Annotated in this window: 18 protein-coding genes; 8 read left to right on the forward strand and 10 right to left on the reverse strand. The window is 63.2% G+C overall.

Annotated elements, in window-relative coordinates; translation table 11 throughout:
- Positions 1 to 318 precede the first annotated feature (318 nt).
- Together AB1A62_RS08570 and AB1A62_RS08575 are read left to right on the forward strand one after the other, a co-directional pair.
- On the forward strand, positions 319 to 1,884 hold the full coding sequence (locus tag AB1A62_RS08570) for a lipid II flippase MurJ (protein WP_366661223.1): 1,566 nt from the start codon (positions 319 to 321) through the stop codon (positions 1,882 to 1,884).
- On the forward strand, positions 1,881 to 2,984 hold the full coding sequence (locus AB1A62_RS08575; protein WP_366661093.1) for a DegT/DnrJ/EryC1/StrS family aminotransferase: 1,104 nt from the start codon (positions 1,881 to 1,883) through the stop codon (positions 2,982 to 2,984). The genes AB1A62_RS08570 and AB1A62_RS08575 overlap by 4 nt, the downstream gene beginning before the upstream one ends.
- Before the next feature lie 7 nt (positions 2,985 to 2,991).
- On the opposite strand, the gene AB1A62_RS08580 is transcribed toward AB1A62_RS08575, so the two are convergent.
- Complete coding sequence (locus AB1A62_RS08580) at positions 2,992 to 3,759, reverse strand: hypothetical protein (RefSeq protein ID WP_366661094.1); 768 nt, start codon at positions 3,757 to 3,759, stop codon at positions 2,992 to 2,994.
- Between the two features lie 86 nt (positions 3,760 to 3,845).
- Here AB1A62_RS08580 and AB1A62_RS08585 point away from each other — a divergent pair, with 86 nt between their 5' ends.
- Positions 3,846 to 5,009: a glycosyltransferase gene (locus AB1A62_RS08585; protein WP_366661095.1), complete on the forward strand. Its 1,164-nt coding sequence runs from the start codon at positions 3,846 to 3,848 to the stop codon at positions 5,007 to 5,009.
- A gap of 110 nt (positions 5,010 to 5,119) precedes the next feature.
- Here the strand turns inward: AB1A62_RS08585 and AB1A62_RS08590 are convergent, their stop codons facing one another.
- Both AB1A62_RS08590 and AB1A62_RS08595 read right to left on the reverse strand, forming a co-directional pair.
- Positions 5,120 to 6,349, reverse strand: a complete 1,230-nt coding sequence (locus AB1A62_RS08590) for a polysaccharide biosynthesis/export family protein (RefSeq protein WP_366661096.1) — start codon at positions 6,347 to 6,349, stop codon at positions 5,120 to 5,122.
- A gap of 27 nt (positions 6,350 to 6,376) precedes the next feature.
- Positions 6,377 to 7,528: a GNAT family N-acetyltransferase gene (locus AB1A62_RS08595; protein WP_366661097.1), complete on the reverse strand. Its 1,152-nt coding sequence runs from the start codon at positions 7,526 to 7,528 to the stop codon at positions 6,377 to 6,379.
- Between the two features lie 300 nt (positions 7,529 to 7,828).
- Between AB1A62_RS08595 and AB1A62_RS08600 the strand changes: the two genes are divergently transcribed.
- A complete protein-coding gene (locus AB1A62_RS08600; protein WP_366661098.1) occupies positions 7,829 to 8,077 on the forward strand; it encodes an EF-hand domain-containing protein in 249 nt (82 codons plus the stop codon).
- A 118-nt stretch (positions 8,078 to 8,195) separates the two neighbouring features.
- Here the strand turns inward: AB1A62_RS08600 and AB1A62_RS08605 are convergent, their stop codons facing one another.
- Genes AB1A62_RS08605 through AB1A62_RS08630 form a run of 6 tightly spaced genes read right to left on the reverse strand, consistent with a single transcriptional unit; the run spans position 8,196 to position 13,083 of the window.
- Complete coding sequence (locus tag AB1A62_RS08605) at positions 8,196 to 8,420, reverse strand: NnrT protein (RefSeq protein WP_366661099.1); 225 nt, start codon at positions 8,418 to 8,420, stop codon at positions 8,196 to 8,198.
- Positions 8,417 to 8,590 carry a hypothetical protein gene (locus tag AB1A62_RS08610; RefSeq protein ID WP_366661100.1) on the reverse strand — a complete coding sequence of 58 codons (174 nt, stop codon included), beginning with the start codon at positions 8,588 to 8,590 and terminating at the stop codon, positions 8,417 to 8,419. Before AB1A62_RS08610 ends, AB1A62_RS08605 begins: the two co-directional genes overlap by 4 nt.
- A 1-nt stretch (position 8,591) precedes the next feature.
- Complete coding sequence (locus AB1A62_RS08615; protein ID WP_366661101.1) at positions 8,592 to 10,472, reverse strand: VWA domain-containing protein; 1,881 nt, start codon at positions 10,470 to 10,472, stop codon at positions 8,592 to 8,594.
- A gap of 4 nt (positions 10,473 to 10,476) precedes the next feature.
- Complete coding sequence (locus AB1A62_RS08620; RefSeq protein ID WP_366661102.1) at positions 10,477 to 11,271, reverse strand: CbbQ/NirQ/NorQ/GpvN family protein; 795 nt, start codon at positions 11,269 to 11,271, stop codon at positions 10,477 to 10,479.
- Between the two features lie 3 nt (positions 11,272 to 11,274).
- Positions 11,275 to 12,618 (reverse strand): cbb3-type cytochrome c oxidase subunit I, encoded by a 1,344-nt coding sequence (locus tag AB1A62_RS08625; RefSeq protein WP_366661103.1) that lies wholly within the window; start codon positions 12,616 to 12,618, stop codon positions 11,275 to 11,277.
- A gap of 12 nt (positions 12,619 to 12,630) precedes the next feature.
- Positions 12,631 to 13,083: a cytochrome c gene (locus tag AB1A62_RS08630; protein WP_366661104.1), complete on the reverse strand. Its 453-nt coding sequence runs from the start codon at positions 13,081 to 13,083 to the stop codon at positions 12,631 to 12,633.
- Between the two features lie 124 nt (positions 13,084 to 13,207).
- Between AB1A62_RS08630 and AB1A62_RS08635 the strand changes: the two genes are divergently transcribed.
- The 4 genes from AB1A62_RS08635 (at position 13,208) to AB1A62_RS08650 (ending at position 14,514) form a co-directional block, all read left to right on the forward strand.
- Complete coding sequence (locus AB1A62_RS08635) at positions 13,208 to 13,420, forward strand: hypothetical protein (protein WP_366661105.1); 213 nt, start codon at positions 13,208 to 13,210, stop codon at positions 13,418 to 13,420.
- 178 nt (positions 13,421 to 13,598) lie between these two features.
- Positions 13,599 to 13,805, forward strand: coding sequence for a cold-shock protein (locus AB1A62_RS08640; protein WP_065266164.1), 207 nt, complete (start codon positions 13,599 to 13,601; stop codon positions 13,803 to 13,805).
- 141 nt (positions 13,806 to 13,946) lie between these two features.
- Complete coding sequence (locus AB1A62_RS08645) at positions 13,947 to 14,177, forward strand: DUF982 domain-containing protein (protein WP_366661106.1); 231 nt, start codon at positions 13,947 to 13,949, stop codon at positions 14,175 to 14,177.
- A gap of 136 nt (positions 14,178 to 14,313) precedes the next feature.
- Positions 14,314 to 14,514, forward strand: coding sequence for a hypothetical protein (locus AB1A62_RS08650; RefSeq protein ID WP_366661107.1), 201 nt, complete (start codon positions 14,314 to 14,316; stop codon positions 14,512 to 14,514).
- Between the two features lie 43 nt (positions 14,515 to 14,557).
- Here AB1A62_RS08650 and AB1A62_RS08655 read toward each other — a convergent pair whose 3' ends face one another.
- Positions 14,558 to 15,253, reverse strand: coding sequence for a Crp/Fnr family transcriptional regulator (locus tag AB1A62_RS08655; protein WP_366661108.1), 696 nt, complete (start codon positions 15,251 to 15,253; stop codon positions 14,558 to 14,560).
- Positions 15,254 to 15,355 lie beyond the last annotated feature (102 nt).

The following is a 15,355-nucleotide window of genomic DNA, read 5'->3' on the forward strand; positions in this document are numbered from 1 at the left end:
TGAGATAGTTCCGCAGGCCCGTTCGCCACCCCCAAAAAATAAGAGACGGTGAAATCTGCGATGTCCCCTGAACCCGATGCAACGGAACGAGGCGATTCGTGTCAATTGACCAACCGGCATACGCCGAAGGGATAAGACCCCACCAAACCACTGTTTTGAAAATGAATTCCCAATATCCCGCTGCAACTTCCGGCCGTTTGGCTTCGGGTTCCGTCGCGGAAGAGCATCAATGTTCAGCAAAGAGATGGCCGTTCTCCAGAATGAAGCTAAGGTGAAGTAGCGGGGGGAAGTTTTCTTGGTTCCAGGAAAGTGCCGCTGATGAAGCGGCGGGGTACACTGCAAAATATTGTCTCGGTCACTTTCTGGAAAACTGCCGGAATGGGGCTGAGCCTTGTCATTGCCTTGGCAATCGCAAACCTGTTTGGCGCCGGGCTCGCCACGGACGCCTTTTTCTTTGCCCGCCGCCTGGTTTCAAACATTGCCGCAGGATTGGAACGCGCCTTTCATCTGCTGCAGGTTCCGCCTCTGGTGCGGCTGGCGGAAACCAAAGGGCTGGACATCCTGGCAGCACATTTGCGCAAGAGGCTTTGGCAGGTGTTTCTGTCGGCGTCAGCCTTATGTGCCACAGCCTTCGCCCTGTCGGAGGAAATTGTCGCGTTGCTGGCCCCCGGGTTTTCCGGGGAACAGCGCCAGGAAGCCGAATTCTATTTCCGGGTACTGCTCGCGGTGCTGCCGCTCTCTGCCGCAACTGCGCTGGCGGGGGCAACATTGAATGCGCTCAGGCTGTTCCGGATGCCGGTGATTGCCCGGCTGATGCCGCGGCTGTTCGCAGCTTCCGCCCTGGCACTGGTGCCTGTCTTCGCCTTCGGTCTGGGCGCCATCGCGGCCGCCGTAGCCGCAGGCACCGTGGCAATGACAGGAATCTTCATGCTTGGCTTGCGTCACGCGTTATCCCGCAACCGGGCGCCGGTAAAATCACCTGCCCCGCAACAGCCCTATTCCCGGCGGCGCATCTGGGCGATGCTGCTGTCGCAATTCCACATGATCGGCGCCGGCTGGATTGATTTGGCCATGGCTTCACAGACCGGCGAGGGCGGTGTGGCCACGCTGGAATTTGCCCAACGGATGACCAGCATGGCACCAGGGGTGGTAACGAGCAGTGTGGTGATCGTCTATTACACCGAATTCGCAAGCCATTTGGCCCAAGACAATCGGGACGCCTTCCGCACCAGCGTGCAGGACTCGCTGCGCGCCACCCTGCTGTTCGTAATGCCGGCCGCTGTCATGCTTTTCTTGCTGAACAAGCCTTTGGTTTCAGTCTTGCTGGGTCATGGCGCGTTTGAGCCTTGGGCCGTTGCGCAGACGGCGGGCATCATTGCCTGGCTCGCTCCACTCCTGCTGGTGAATGCGGTGCTGGGAACGCTGGCATCGGCGCTGTTTGCTGACCCGGAACAGCCGCATGTCAGAATCATCGCGACGTCAATCGGCGCAGCCTTGGCCGTTAGGATTTTTCTCAATTGGCTGTTTTTGCCTGAGTACGGCATTCTGACCGTGCCTGCAGCTTCGCTTGCCTCAATGACCTTGCTCATGGCGCTGCTTTACCTTTGGCTGAGCCGTTCTTTTGGCCCTTTGGTGCGGTTGCAGGAGCTGCGGCCCTTTGCTGCTATGGCCCTGGCGGCGGCCGCTGCAGCCATTACGATCCGGATAGTGCAAGCGGCTGCCGGGCCCGGCGCGGCCAGCCGGGTCGAGGTGATCCTGGTACTTGCGCTCTGCGGGCTGTGCGGCGGACTGGCCTATGTTGCCGCCGCGACGCTTCTGAAAGTGCCGGAAACCGCGCGGATACGCATGCTGCTGCGCAAGGCCGTGCGCGGGAGCGCAGCGTGAGTCTGCCTGGGTATATCCACAAATCTCCGCCGCTGCCGCTGCGGCTGCGGCTGCGCCGCGAAGCGCTGCCGTTTCCCTTTGACAGCCCGCAAACCCACCTGACCCGCAACGGGCGTTTTGCAATCCGCGAGGGGCTGCGCGCCCTCGGGCTGCCGCGTGGCGCCAAGGTACTGCTGCCGGCCTGGCATTGCGGGTCCGAAGCAGACGCAATTCTGGCTGCCGGGCTGCAGGTCTCCCTGTACCGGCTTCATCAGGACCTGTCTGCCGACCTAGATGACATCCGGCGCCAGCTGGCCGGCGGCGGATTCGCCGCGATTTATACCATCCACTACTTCGGCTATCCGCAGCCTGTCGCAGAAATGCAAAGGCTGGCGCAGCAGCATAACGCGATGGTGATCGAAGATGTAGCGCTGGGGCTGTTCTCCCGCGCTGCAGACGGCGCTCCACTGGGCTGCCAGAGTGACATGTCCATCTTCAGCCTGGTGAAAACCCTGCCGCTGCCGAACGGCGGCGCGCTGTGGCTGTGCCAGCCGCGACCCCAGGCGCTGGAGCGGCTGTCTGTCCCCCCCCTGCGACCTGCGCTGGCAGGGCTGAAAGGCGTCCTGCGGCGCAGTTTCAGCCGGTCCCGCACTGCATTGCAAACAACGCCGCCCTCACCGCAGCTTTTGGAAGCATGGCACCCGCGGGCGGGAATAGACTCCGCGGACATGCGCGGGCGAATATCTCGCGTCTCCCGGCTGTTGCTGCGGACGTCTGATGCCACAAGCTTTACCGCGGCCCATAGGGCGAATTTTGAGGTTTTGCATCAAGGTGTCCCGCAGCGCAGCGGCATGCGGCCGCTGATGCCGTACTTGCCCGCAGGCGCGTGCCCTGCATTCTTTCCGCTGTTCACGCCAGACGCCGACCGGGTGCATGCCGCGCTGCAGGCCGAAGGCATACAGTCCGTGCGCTTCTGGCGGCAGTTCCATCCCGCAGTGGATTTATCCGGCCACGCAGAAGCCCAGGAACTGAAGCGGTCGGTGCTGCGACTGCCGGTGCATCCGGGTTTGCAGCCGCAGGATCTGCAGCGGATTTGCGAGGTATTGCACAGGACCATCTGATCTACTGTCAGAGCTGGCAGAAGCGGACATCATCCAGCAGCATTTCCACCGTTTCCGGGTTCGAATTGGCTGTCAGCCCGACCTGAAAACGGTCAGCCTGTTCCTGCACAGTGATGTCCATGTGCTGGGACACGATCTCCTGCGTCAGCAGGGTAGTACCGCGGGCGTCAACCACCTGTTCACCGTCCAGCATCACGACAGAGCGGCCATGCTCGCCCGCGCCTAGCGTCACTTGCCAGGACAATTCATGCCAGACACCGGCAGCAACCATGCGCGGCGCGGTTGGCAGAAATGCCTGTTTGATACCGATCTTGGAGCGGTCCACCCTCAGCATCCCGCGGCGCAAGTACAGACGCACGCCGGGGTTCGTGTCCAGCCCGCATGAGGCGCATTCCAGATCCATCAGGATCAGGCTGTTGAGCGGTGTGCCGGGCGGAAAATAAAACCTCGCCTGCATCAGGATCACGCTGCCGGCCTTCAGCGGTGCGAATCTGTGGACATAGTCCGCCTTGCCGACCTTGCCCTTCTGCTTGGGGCCGGCCGTCAGCCGCGCCACCTGATTGCCCGGCAGCATCGGATCTTCAGCCAGAACCGCAGTACCACGCTGCAGCTGAACATGGGCAAATCCGCCGTGCTTAGCAGCGTCGTCAAAGTGCCAGTGGCGGCCCTCTTGCGGGCACAAGCCCTCCGCCCTGCTGCTGCCCGCTGCCAGGACGGCGGCAATGGCCAGGATAGGAAACACCCGCCCGCGCGGGCCGCACTTGAGCAATGGCATGGCGGACCTACTGTCAGTTGAACACAAGCTAAGGATATAGGGCCTGTTTCCGGTTTGACCCGGAGCCCGCCCTGCAGGGACTGAAGATGAAAGCCAAACAGCCGCAAATCATCGCATTTGCCCTGCCGCATCTGAAGGCGGGCGGGATCGAGGTGGTGGTGAAATCGCTGCTGTGCGGACTCGACCGCAGCCGCTGGGCACCGGTGCTGGTGCTGAACCGCCCCGAGGGAGAGCTTCTGGCGCAGCTGCCCGCCGATGTGACGGTTCTTGACTGCGGCGGCAATGGGCTGCTGGCACGGTCTTGGGCACTGGCGCGGCTCCTGCGGAAACATCCCGCCGCGGTTCTCTACTCCGGCACCAACGCCATGAACCTTTCGGCTGTCCTAGCGGTCTCCCTGCTGCCGCCCCGCCTGCGGCCAAGGCTGGTGATCTCCGAGCACACAACAGCAGAAGCCTATTTGGCCGCGGCGCGCCATACGCGGTTGCGGAAACTGCTGATCCGCGCACTTTATCCAAGGGCGGACAACCTGGCGGTGCCGCTGCGGGCGCTCGGCGAAGGCTGGAAGGCAACGCTGAAATTGCCTGGCCCGCCGCTGGCCTGCCTGCCGAACCCAGTTCTGAACGAGACTGACTTGGACCGGTTGCGCCGCGATCCGCCAAACCGGGTGCCGGGAAGGATCGTGGCTGCCGGGCGGCTGATACCGGAGAAGGGGCATGACGTGCTGATCCGCGCCTTCGCCGAGGTGCGGCAAGCCAGACCGGAAACTGAGCTGCTGATCTACGGCACCGGGCCGCAACGCCGGGCACTGGAAGCCCTGGCGCTCGATCTGGGCGTAGCGGATCACGTGCGGCTGATGGGGTATTCCCCGGATCTGCTGCGTGACTTCGCCCGGGCTGAGCTGGCGGTGCTGCCGTCGCTGCGCGAAGGCTTTGGTAATGTCGCGGTTGAAGCCCTGGCAGCAGGCACCCCGCTGGTGGCCAGCCGCTGCTTGGGTCCGGAAGCAATCCTGCAGGGCGGCAAGCTGGGAAAGCTGGTGCCTCCGGGAGACCGCAACACGCTTGCCGCAGCAATTCTCAGCGTGCTGCAGTCGCCGCCGGACACAGAAATGCTGGCGCAGGGCAAAATGGCGGCCGGCACTTATCAGGTGGAATCTGCGGTAGGGGCATTCGACAGTTTCGCCAGCGGGCTGTTGCCCTCAGATGCTCCTGCACACACCCCACGCGGCCGGAAGGCGGCGGGTATCCGGTAGCCGCGGGAGTTGTCCGTTCAACCTGCCACGCAGACGCGCACAACACCGGTGTTTGCTTAAACCGGCATCTTCCGGAAACGCAATTCCAAGGCATTGGGCTTTCTTCCGCGCTACCCCGGTTCGACAACTGCGAACCCGCCGCGGCGGATCTCCACCAGATCGCCGGGAAGGACTTGGGTGTTCAATGCAGCGGGCAGCACCTGCTCCCCCTGCCCGGTGTTGCGGCGGATACGGTATTCCGGCGGCAGCAACGGTCCGGTGGCGGGCACTTGACCCAGCGCCGCGGATAGCGCGCGGATCAGCTCGCGCGAGGCGGTGATTTCTGCTTCTTCGTTTCGGATGGCGGCCATCACCGCAGCCAGCTCCGTGGTAATCTCTTGCGCCCGCACGCGGCGGGCATCCTCGACCGAGGACAGCAGGTTGATTTCCGTCTGGCGCGCGCGCGCCTCATAGCTGGCCGAGAGCATCAGTTCGATGTTCTCGTCATTGTAGATTGTTCGCAGCTGGCGTACCCGTTCTGTGCTGGTTAGCCCTCGGTCGAGCAGCCTTTCGAGGTCCTTCAGGGCCTTGGCGCTGGTTTCGATCTGCTCGCGCAGGATCGCCTGCTGATTGGACAGGGCGGCGGCTTCCTGCGCGGCCAGTTCCGCCTGGGTCTGGGCAGAGGCCGCCCGTACCCGATCGCGCTCCGCCCGGGTGCGCAGGATTGCCAATTGCTCAGCGATCAGCAGATCCGCCTCCGGTCCGGCCAGAGCAGAAAAGGCCGCGTCCGGCACCAGGGAGACGGCACCGGAGCTTTCGGCAAGAAGGCGCAGCCGCTGCGCATGCAGGTCCACCATGGCGGACTGGCGCACCGCGATCTTGGAGCGCTCATCGGCGATCCGGATGTCCAGCTGACTGGAGGCCGCTTCACTTTCGCGCGGGTACAGCCCACCGGATACTGCTAGAATTCGCGCAACCGTGAGGCCCTCGCGATAGGCAATTTCGCCGGGCGTCACCACATCTCCCAGCGCATACACCGGGCGCCAGCGGGTCACGCTGACGGCAACCGAGGCCGGCAGGCCAGTGCGCTCGCTCAGCAGCGCTTCCAGGGCGGCTTCCAGTACGGCCGGTGTCTGCCCGGCCGCCGGCACTTCGCCGACCACATGCAGGGACAGCCTGCCGTCTGGGCGCACCCTGTAGTCCCGCGTCAGGTCTTCGCGGTTCAGAACGGAGATGTTCACCTCGTCCCCTGGCCCCAGCACCGGCGTTTCTGCTTCCGCAGTGACAGCGGCCAGGCAGACGAGAACGGCCGCCCCGACCAAAAGGGCCGGAAGCCTGGTGATGAATGTGCGGCGGGCCATAGGCGGTCCCTCCTCTTGCCAATCTGGTCAGCCGGCGAAGGCGGACCGCTTTCTGGTGCGCAGCTGCTTCAGCTTGCGCGCTTTCTTCCCTACCGGGCGCAGTACGTCCTGGGCGGTCAGCAACAGGTCAGCCCAGCCGTAGCGGCGGCAGATGCGCAGCCGGTGGAAGGTTTCGAATTCATCCGCCAGGCGGTCCAGGAACGGTGTTGAACGAAGCGTGTTCGACGTTTCGCACCCGCGCGCGATGGCAGCCTCGATCCCCCGCCACGCCATGATCCGGCCAGGAGAGATCTTGCCGTAGGTCTCATCGAAATCCAGAATCAGCCCGTAGGAGGTTCTACCCGCCTCGACACACAGGCCGCTGGCCGCCGGGCGGCCATCGATGTTCAGGAGGTGCACAACCATCGTGCCGCTGGCTGACATCCGCCGCCAAAGCTCCTGAAAAAACACGCGGGTCTGTGTATCAGTGCCAATGTCGGTGCCCAGCTTGGCTTTCCAGGTACGTGCCGACAAGCTCAGCGTTGCGTCCAGAATGCGGTCTGCAGCTGCGCCGGGGCTGTCCGCCATCAGCATCTCATGCTCCCGCTGTTTCAGTGCCCGGTGGCCCGCGCGCAGCGATCTGCGGAATTTCCTGCTGCGCCGGGCCAGGCAAGCGTCCAGACCGTCATCATGGCGGCAGACTGCCGCCCGGATTTCCTGGCGCTGGCGGCTGCGGAAACTGCCGCTGCCGCCTGCATCGCTGATGCGGCCAAACGCAGCCGCTGTCCGCATCGGTGTCAAGTCCGCGACATCGCAGTCCCTGGCCGCCAGCATTTCGTCCAGGAGCGCCGCGGCGTCCGCCTCCTGCCCAGGTGCGGCCAGAATGTCGTGAAATCCTGCACGGTCGCTGCATAGCATCGACAGCTTGCGCACCTGAGGCCCGCCCTGCCACAGCGGCTCGCGCTTCAGGCCCAGCGGCAGCGCTGCTGTCAGCTGGCCATCGCGCCAGATACAGCCGATCCGGGGCGCCGCACGCTCACCAAAGGCCACAGACCAGGACAAAATCCAATCCATCGACGAAAACGGTCCGCCGCCGGACGCGGCATGCAGCTCAGCCCAAGCGGGCTGCAGCGCCTCCAGCGCACCAAGATTGGTTATGATTTCCGTCTTTGCCGCCACAACACCCGCCAGCCAGAACACCCCTTTGCAACCTAGAAGGCATTCGAGCCTTGTCCACGCAGACCGGTGAATTAACCGCCGTCAGCAGAACCGGCAGATAACCGCACGAGGGCGCACACACCGTAGGCGGATAAAGGATCAGAGGTTTTCCGGAGCGGCAAAGCGCCGGGCACACCGGACTGTTCCGGCATGCAGGCGCCGGAAACCGTAAACCTGCATCAAGACGATAGAAGCAAGCTCTGCGTCGGCCTAGCACTGTCCCATGGCACGCGGAACACCGCGGTCTCAGGAAGATCAAAGCAATTGAATGGAGTGTCTCACATGAAAAAACTCGCACTGACCGCCGCCGCATTTGCTGCCCTGGCCGCTTCGCCGCTGGCGGCGATGGATTCCATCACTGAAGCCGATACCGACGGCAATGGCACCTATTCGCTGGAAGAGCTGCAGGCAGCGTTTCCCGACCTGACAGAGGAAACCTTTGCGACCATCGACGCCAATGCAGACGGCGAGGCGGATCTGGCCGAGGTGAAGGCAGCGGAGGAAGCCGGCCTGCTGGCCGCGGCTGGCTGAACCCGCGGCAAGGCGGCTCCCCCCCTCAAAACCAGCCGCCTTGCCACTTGTGGTTCCCCGTGATGTTAAATGGTGCAAGGCCCTGCTCAGCAGGGCCTTTTTACACGTTCATCAGATGTCAGCTGCCATCGGCCTGCCGTTTCAGCCGCTCGATATGGCGGGCAAAGATGTAAGTCGCGGGCAAGCCCAGCAGCAACCCCCAGGCCACGGATTCATAGGGGCTCAGCACCCGCCAGCCGATCCAGCTGGCAATCAGCGAGGCAAAGAAGATGTTGATCGCCGCGGCACCCGCCCCGAACGGGTATAGCGCCGCCAGCAACCGCCAGGAAGGCTGCGCTGTCATCGCCGGCTCACCAAGTATTGGACAAACCCCAGGCTGATGATCAGGGCGATGGAGCCAACCAGGAACCAGAACTCCGCGGTTTCGGTCTGCGGCTGCGGGATGGGCCGCTCGAAGGTGGCGGCAAGGGCGCTGGAAGGAGCCAGCAGGGCCAGAGAAAGAATGCGTTTCATCTCAGTGCTCCATGGTCAGGGATTGATAGATTTCAGGCAGCGCGCGCGGCAGCCGGTCCGGGTCGGGCAGCAGGGTGAACCCCGCGCGCCCGAAAATGCGGGCAAACCAGTCCTGCCCGTCGGCGTCGATCACCACGCCATGCACCGACTGGCCCAGCGCACGCGCCTCACGCACCGCCATGCGGCTGTCCTCGATGCCATGCACGCCTTCGTAGTGGTCCAGATCGTTGGGCTTGCCATCGGTCAGCACCAAGAGCAGGCGGCGTTCGGCCCCTTCTTCGACAAGCTGGGCGGAGGCATGGCGGATCGCGGCGCCGAGCCTTGTGTAATGGCCGGGCTTGAAACCGCCGATACGGGCGGTGACCGCTTCTGACATCGGATCCTCGAACCCTTTGGCGCGGGTCAGGAACACCCGGTCGCGGCGCAGGGAGGAGAACCCCCAGATGCCCAGCCGGTCGCCCGCGGTGGCGATGCCGCCTGCAAGCGCTGCCAGGGATTCGCGGGCGGTCTCGATCACCGGGCGGTCGCCGACGGTTGCCTCGGTGGAGCGGGAGCAGTCCATCAGCACCGCCACGCTCAGGTCGCGGGCCATCGGGCGGCTGGCCTGCCAGACCCGGTCGCTGCCCTGCTGGCCGCAGGCCAGATCGACATGGGATTTGACCACCGCTTCCAGGTCCAGCTCATCGCCGTCCAGCTGCCGCGGCAGCATCACCCGGCGCGGGTGCAGCGGCGCAAACTGGCGGCGCACCCGGGCGACCAGCCGCGGATCGGGATGGAAGCTGTCGGCGGGCTTGCCTTCGGCTTCCAGCACGCAGGTATGGGCGGGCATGTGCTTGCCCAGCCGGTGGTTCCATTCGGGATAGGTGAACTGCCCCGCCAGCCGTTCATGCTCGGCATCCTGCGGCGACAGGTCCAGCGAGATCCGCAGCCGCGACGCGGCGCGCTTCATGTGCTGCGAGAGGGTGAGGTTGTCCTGATCCTCCGCCGCTTTCTGGGCGTTCTCGTTGTCGTCGTCATCCACCATCCGGTTGATGTTCAGGCTTTCGGCCCAGGACAGGATGGACTCGAACCGGTGGACGATGAAACTGTCCTTGCGGGTGGTCTGGTCCAGATCCTGCCGCTTGGCTGTTTTGCGGGTGGAGACGGCCAGGCCCGGCGTCTTTATCTCCTCATCCGCTGCAGGGGCTGCCCCCCTGCCCGCTTGCAGCACCGGCAGGCGCAGCCAGAACGGCACCGGCTGATAGCTCCGGTAGCCGCGCGGCGCTGTGCAGGTGCAGGGCTCGGCGATGCGGCAATCGGAGCCGATTTGGTCCAGCACCATCCGCTCGATCCTCGCTTCGAACCGCGGCAGGCCGTTGCGCTTGCGTGTCTCGGCAATATGGGCACAGAACGCGCCATAGGTAGAACGCAGCCCCGGACAGGCGGCAAACACCTTGTCCGCGGAGCGGGCATTGGCAGCGATCTCCAGCTGATCGGCCTGATAGCGGTCTTCGTTGCGCTCTGGAAGTTCAATCGTGGCGGCAATCGCGGCCAGCCACAGGTAGACCTTGCGGTTCAGCTCGCGGCTGGGAAAGGCAGCCATTTCCGGCGGCAGGCGCAGGCGCTCACCGTCGAAACTGGCCATATGGGCCATCTCCCGCGGGGTGCCGATGCGGCGCAGCCGGTCCGGGCGGTGGTCCGACAGCACCGCGGGCGCCACCTGGATTTCCACGCCCCCGGCCCCGCCCAGCGCCCGGAACAGCGCCGCCACACTGGCGCGCATGTCCTCGAACCGGACGGTGTGTTCGGCCCCATCCTCAGCGGCGCCGATCCGTGTGGCCATGCCGTGCCACAGGTTGCCAACCGTTTCTTCGGGTTCCAGAAGGTCGAGAGCGTGGATCATGGCATCACCCGTAGACGCTGGCGGCAAGGTCGCGCAGCGCCTGCTGCACGTCACCCTCGTCGCTAAGGGGTTCGATGATGGCGGCCTCCACCGCACGCTCCACGCTCATGCCCTTGGCAATCAGCGTGGCGGCATAGATCAGCAGGCGGGTGGAGACGCCTTCCTCCAGGTCCATGCCGGAAAGCTTGCGGATATGGCCGGCCAGCCGCACCAGCGCGGCAGAGCGGTCCTCGTCCAGCCCGCTCTCAGAGGCAACAACCGCAGTTTCGGCAGAGGCTTCCGGAAAGTCGAAACCGATCGACAGAAAACGCTGCCGGGTCGAGGGCTTCAGCTTCTTCAGGATGTTCTGGTAGCCGGGGTTGTAGCTGGCCACCAGCATGAAGGGCTTGGGTGCGGCCAGCTCCTCGCCGGTGCGGTCAATGACCAGGCGGCGGCGGTCGTCGGTCAGCGGGTGCAGCACCACGGCCACGTCCTTCCTGGCCTCAACCACCTCATCCAGGTAGCAGATGCCGCCCTCGCGCACCGCACGGGTCAGCGGTCCGTCGACCCAGACGGTTTCCCCGCCTTTCAACAGGTAGCGCCCGATCAGGTCAGCGGCAGACAGGTCGTCATGACAGGCAACGGTGTGGAGGGGCAGCCCGAGCCGGGCTGCCATATGTTCCACGAACCGCGTCTTGCCGCAGCCGGTGGGCCCCTTCAGAAGAAGGGGCAGACCGTTGGCTTGGGCCATCTCGAAGACGGTGCATTCATCGCCTGCGGAACGGTAGAAAGGCACGGAAGGCGTGTTCATCGCGTTCATGGCTTACTCTCCCGGTACGGCCGCTGGGCCAGGTTTGATGACTTCACGGCGGACCACCACAGTTGCGTAGATGAACAGCAGCGCACCCAGGACAACCACTGCACCGGAACCGAGACGCATCAGGTAGAACAGTCCCAGCTGGTCCTGCACGTCCATGAAGTACTCACCGACAATGCGCTGCATGTGGGTCTGGATGGTGCCGGCAAAGGTCAGCACGAAGGTCATGAAGGCCATGCCGCCGGTCATCAGCCAGAAGGAGGCCATGTTCAGCACCTGGTTATAGGGGTCGCGGTTGCGCAGTTGCGGCATCGCATAGGTGAACATCGCCAGATTCATCGCCACATAGGCGCCGTAGAAGGCCAGGTGCCCGTGGGCCGCGGTGATCTGGGTGCCGTGGGTATAGTAGTTCACCCCGTGCAGCGTGTGCAGGAAGCCCCAGACGCCGGCGCCGAAGAACGCCACGGTGGAAGCACCCAGCGACCACAGCAACGCGGCCTTGTTCGGGTGGTTCTTGCGGCCTTTCCAGACCATGACGAAGGCAAAGCTCATCATCGCGAAGAACGGGATCACTTCCAGGGTCGAGAAGATCGAGCCGATCCACTGCCAGTAGCCGGGGGTGCCGATCCAGAAGAAGTGGTGGCCGGTGCCGAGGATGCCGGAGAACAGCGCAAGGGCAACGATGACATAGAGCCATTTCTCCACCACCTCGCGGTCAACACCGGTCAGCTTCAGCATCAGGTAGCCAAGGATCGCGGCCATCACCAGTTCCCAAGTGGCTTCCACCCAAAGGTGGACAACGAACCACCAGTACATCTTGTCGAGCGACAAGTTGTCCGGGTTGATGAAGGCAAAGATCCACAAGAGCGACAGCAGCCACAGGCCCATCAAGAGGATGTTGGTGATTGCGGTCTTGCGCCCTGCCAGCACGGTCAGGGAGATATTCACAAGGAATATCACCGCCGCAACCAGGATGCCGAACTTGACCCACAGGGGCTGTTCCAGGAACTCCCGCCCGCCGTGGATGCCGACGAGGTAAGAGCCCACGGCGCCCAGGGTGCCGACCACCAGAATCGCCAGCTGGATATAGGCCAGCTTGACCGAGAATATCTCACGCTCGGATTCCTCGGGGATGAGGTAGTAGGCAGCGCCGAAGAAGCCCAGCAAGAGCCAGACCACCAGCGCGTTGGTGTGCAGCATCCGCACGATGTTGAACGGCAGCAGCTCGCTCAGCGTGTTGGGCCAGACATAGATCCAGCCGGCCAGCAGGCCGCCCAGAACCTGAATGGCAAACAGGCCCATTGCCGCCATGAAATAGGCATAGGCCACTTTTTGAGATTGATATTTCATTGTTTCTCTCCCTCAGCCTGCGTCGTTCGGCGGCCAGTTCTGGGTATCGGTCTGATCCGCCCAGCGCAGGAATTCGGACAAGGCCTTGGTCTCTTCTTCCGTCAGGTCGAAGAACGGCATCTGGCGGCGGCCCTCGACGCCGGAGGGCTGCGATTTCATCCAGCCGTCAAGCATTTCATAGGCGCCTTCGGGGTCGTCCAGCACGCCCCAGCGGGTCATGACGTTGCCCACTTCGGGGGCAAAGTAAGCGCCCTCACCGTGCAGCGTGTGGCAGTTGATGCAGGAGTGGCGCTCCCACACATGTTTGCCCTGGCGCACCTTGTCGGTCAGCTCCATGCCAGCGGTGGATGTGTTCACGATGAAGCGGTGGCTGTGCGCGGTCATGGCCACGAACACGACGACGAAGAACAAGGAGCCCCCGTAGAACACGTTCCTGGCCCGCGACTTGGTAAGTATCTCTGACATATCGCGGTCCTGAGTACAGTTGCGGATGGGAACTGCCTAAACCTGCGCACCGCCATGGATATTGTCGAAGCGCAAAGACCGCGCGCATTGCTGCACGCAAGATGCAGGAAAAGGAGGACACGCCATGCGCCGCCCCGATTTCGACAACCCTGATCTGCCCCTGTCAGAGCTTTTCCACCACTGGCCCGACTGCGCGAGCGAATTCATGCGCCGCCAGATGCTCTGCCCCGGCTGCCCGATCGCGCCGTTCCACACGCTGATCGACGCCTGCGAGGAATACGGGCTGGAGGAGATGGCGTTCCGGGAGCAGTTGCGGGGGAAAATGGGAACCGCATGAGAACTTTTTTCAGCTTATCGTAGCCGACTGCTTGTAATCACGTATCACGTGTCCCATCTTGGTTGGGCAAAGCTTCTTCCTATGACCTTCTGTTTCCTTGCGGCCCCAGTTGTTCCTATGTCGACACTGGGCCGGGCTATCGCATGTTGCGGATGGCATTTTTTAAGGAGACGACACGATGGCCAATGGCACCGTGAAATGGTTCAACTCTCAAAAAGGTTTTGGTTTTATCGCTCCCGAGCAAGGTTCGCGGGACGTTTTCGTCCACATTTCCGCTCTGGAACGCGCCGGGATCCAGCAGCTTGACGACGGCCAAGCCGTGACTTTCGACATCGAGAGCGGCCGCGACGGACGCGAGTCCGCCAGCAATCTCGCACTTGCGTAAGCCTCTGCAGGCTCGAAATTTCAGCGGGAGCATTCCTGCAATGCTCCCGCTTTCCGTATCTGCAGTGACCGTTTTTCAGATGCGGATTTTCTCAAAAACACCGAAAGAACAAACTTGATCGAAATCTCCTGGGGAACCCCCATGACCATTTTCCTGCCCTCCGAGGGGCGGACACGAAAAATCTCGACAATAGAACAAGCCCATTTCTGGCTGCAAAGAGCGTGGCCTGTTTCTGACCACAATAGAGATGTTGCACTTGAGAAGATCGATGCAGCGATGGAGTGTCTCGCCCCTGTCGGTGCCGCCCGCGCAGCATTCCTATCGGCAGTTGGCACTGCTGGATTTCAAGCGGACGCCCTCGACGCCGCGTAGGACCCCGCACTCAGTTGGCACCGCCACTGCACCACCCTTTTCATTTGCCCCACGGCGCACCTGACAGAAGATCCGGACGGAACGTGCACGCAGGATACTGGCCCTTCCCCACAATCAGCCTCGTAGGAGAAATTGGATGACTAAGCTCAATACTGAGGAACTGAAACTAGCCGGCCTGTCGCGCAAGGAATCAGCGATGGAAAAGACCGCGCGGGCAGCGCGTGAAATTCTGGAAGACGAAAACGAAACGCGTCGCAACAAAATTGAGCGCCTTAAACGAAGCCGGCTTCAGTATCAGCGCGGCAATCAGTCCTCGACTGGCCCGGACAAGAAATGAGCCAGGGCCACCAGCAGAACGCCACCCGGTCAGTCTGCAGCCCCTACCCCTGTGCCCCGCTCAGCACAACCAGCCTATGCGGGGCCGTGACCACGATGTGCTTGCGGGTGGAGTGCACAATGCCGTCCTTCTCCCAGGCCGACAGCAGCCGGCTGACGGTGTGCAGCGTGGTGCCGGTCATCTCGGAGATATTGCGGCGGGTCACCGGGAAGGCGATCTCGATCCCCTCTTCCACCTTGCGGCCCGACTGGGTCACCATCCGCAGAAGCGCCGCCGCCACCCGCTGCTCCACCGCTTGCGTCGCCAGTTCGGTGATCCGGGTCTGCATCTCGCCCAGCCGCTGGCCCAGGGTGTTATAGCTCTCGGTGGCAAAGCCCTGGTACTTGGCGGTGAACTCCCCCCACAGCCGCACCGGCCAGGACAGCGCCAGCGATTCCGAGGCGGCAACCGCAGTCGCCGGATAGGTATCGCGGTTCAGCGCCGGCGCGATGCCGAACAGCTGGCCGGGCGAAATATGCAGCGCAATGATCTGCTCGCCGCCCTCGGTGGTCTTCACCACCCGGATGTAGCCGTCCAGCAGCAGGTGGAACCGCTCGGCATCATGGCCTTCGTGAAAGATTTCCGCCCCTTCGTCATAACGCTTGGGCAGCGCCTGATCGAGGATTTCGCGGATCTGGCTGCGCTCCAGGAGGCTGAAGGGCGGCAGCCCGGTCAGGAGGCTTTCGTCGAGCTTGGACAAGAATGCACCGCAAGTTTGCTGAAGGACAAAGAGGTCACCCCGCCGTTATCGCATAGTGGCGGCAGAGGAAACAACCGTGCGGGAAAAAACGGGAATCCGGAT

It is taken from the genome of Leisingera sp. JC11, assembly GCF_040704725.1.
In the GTDB taxonomy this organism is placed as follows: domain Bacteria; phylum Pseudomonadota; class Alphaproteobacteria; order Rhodobacterales; family Rhodobacteraceae; genus Leisingera.

What these genes read in the sequence shown, in the direction of transcription:
- AB1A62_RS08570 (WP_366661223.1), top strand. Translation starts at nt 319, where the DNA reads ATGAAGCGGCGGGGTACACTGCAAAATATTGTCTCGGTCACTTTCTGG.
- AB1A62_RS08580 (WP_366661094.1), bottom strand. Translation starts at nt 3,759, where the DNA reads ATGCCATTGCTCAAGTGCGGCCCGCGCGGGCGGGTGTTTCCTATCCTG.
- AB1A62_RS08585 (WP_366661095.1), top strand. Translation starts at nt 3,846, where the DNA reads ATGAAAGCCAAACAGCCGCAAATCATCGCATTTGCCCTGCCGCATCTG.
- AB1A62_RS08590 (WP_366661096.1), bottom strand. Translation starts at nt 6,349, where the DNA reads ATGGCCCGCCGCACATTCATCACCAGGCTTCCGGCCCTTTTGGTCGGG.
- AB1A62_RS08600 (WP_366661098.1), top strand. Translation starts at nt 7,829, where the DNA reads ATGAAAAAACTCGCACTGACCGCCGCCGCATTTGCTGCCCTGGCCGCT.
- AB1A62_RS08605 (WP_366661099.1), bottom strand. Translation starts at nt 8,420, where the DNA reads ATGACAGCGCAGCCTTCCTGGCGGTTGCTGGCGGCGCTATACCCGTTC.
- AB1A62_RS08610 (WP_366661100.1), bottom strand. Translation starts at nt 8,590, where the DNA reads ATGAAACGCATTCTTTCTCTGGCCCTGCTGGCTCCTTCCAGCGCCCTT.
- AB1A62_RS08615 (WP_366661101.1), bottom strand. Translation starts at nt 10,472, where the DNA reads ATGATCCACGCTCTCGACCTTCTGGAACCCGAAGAAACGGTTGGCAAC.
- AB1A62_RS08620 (WP_366661102.1), bottom strand. Translation starts at nt 11,271, where the DNA reads ATGAACGCGATGAACACGCCTTCCGTGCCTTTCTACCGTTCCGCAGGC.
- AB1A62_RS08625 (WP_366661103.1), bottom strand. Translation starts at nt 12,618, where the DNA reads ATGAAATATCAATCTCAAAAAGTGGCCTATGCCTATTTCATGGCGGCA.
- AB1A62_RS08630 (WP_366661104.1), bottom strand. Translation starts at nt 13,083, where the DNA reads ATGTCAGAGATACTTACCAAGTCGCGGGCCAGGAACGTGTTCTACGGG.
- AB1A62_RS08635 (WP_366661105.1), top strand. Translation starts at nt 13,208, where the DNA reads ATGCGCCGCCCCGATTTCGACAACCCTGATCTGCCCCTGTCAGAGCTT.
- AB1A62_RS08640 (WP_065266164.1), top strand. Translation starts at nt 13,599, where the DNA reads ATGGCCAATGGCACCGTGAAATGGTTCAACTCTCAAAAAGGTTTTGGT.
- AB1A62_RS08645 (WP_366661106.1), top strand. Translation starts at nt 13,947, where the DNA reads ATGACCATTTTCCTGCCCTCCGAGGGGCGGACACGAAAAATCTCGACA.
- AB1A62_RS08650 (WP_366661107.1), top strand. Translation starts at nt 14,314, where the DNA reads ATGACTAAGCTCAATACTGAGGAACTGAAACTAGCCGGCCTGTCGCGC.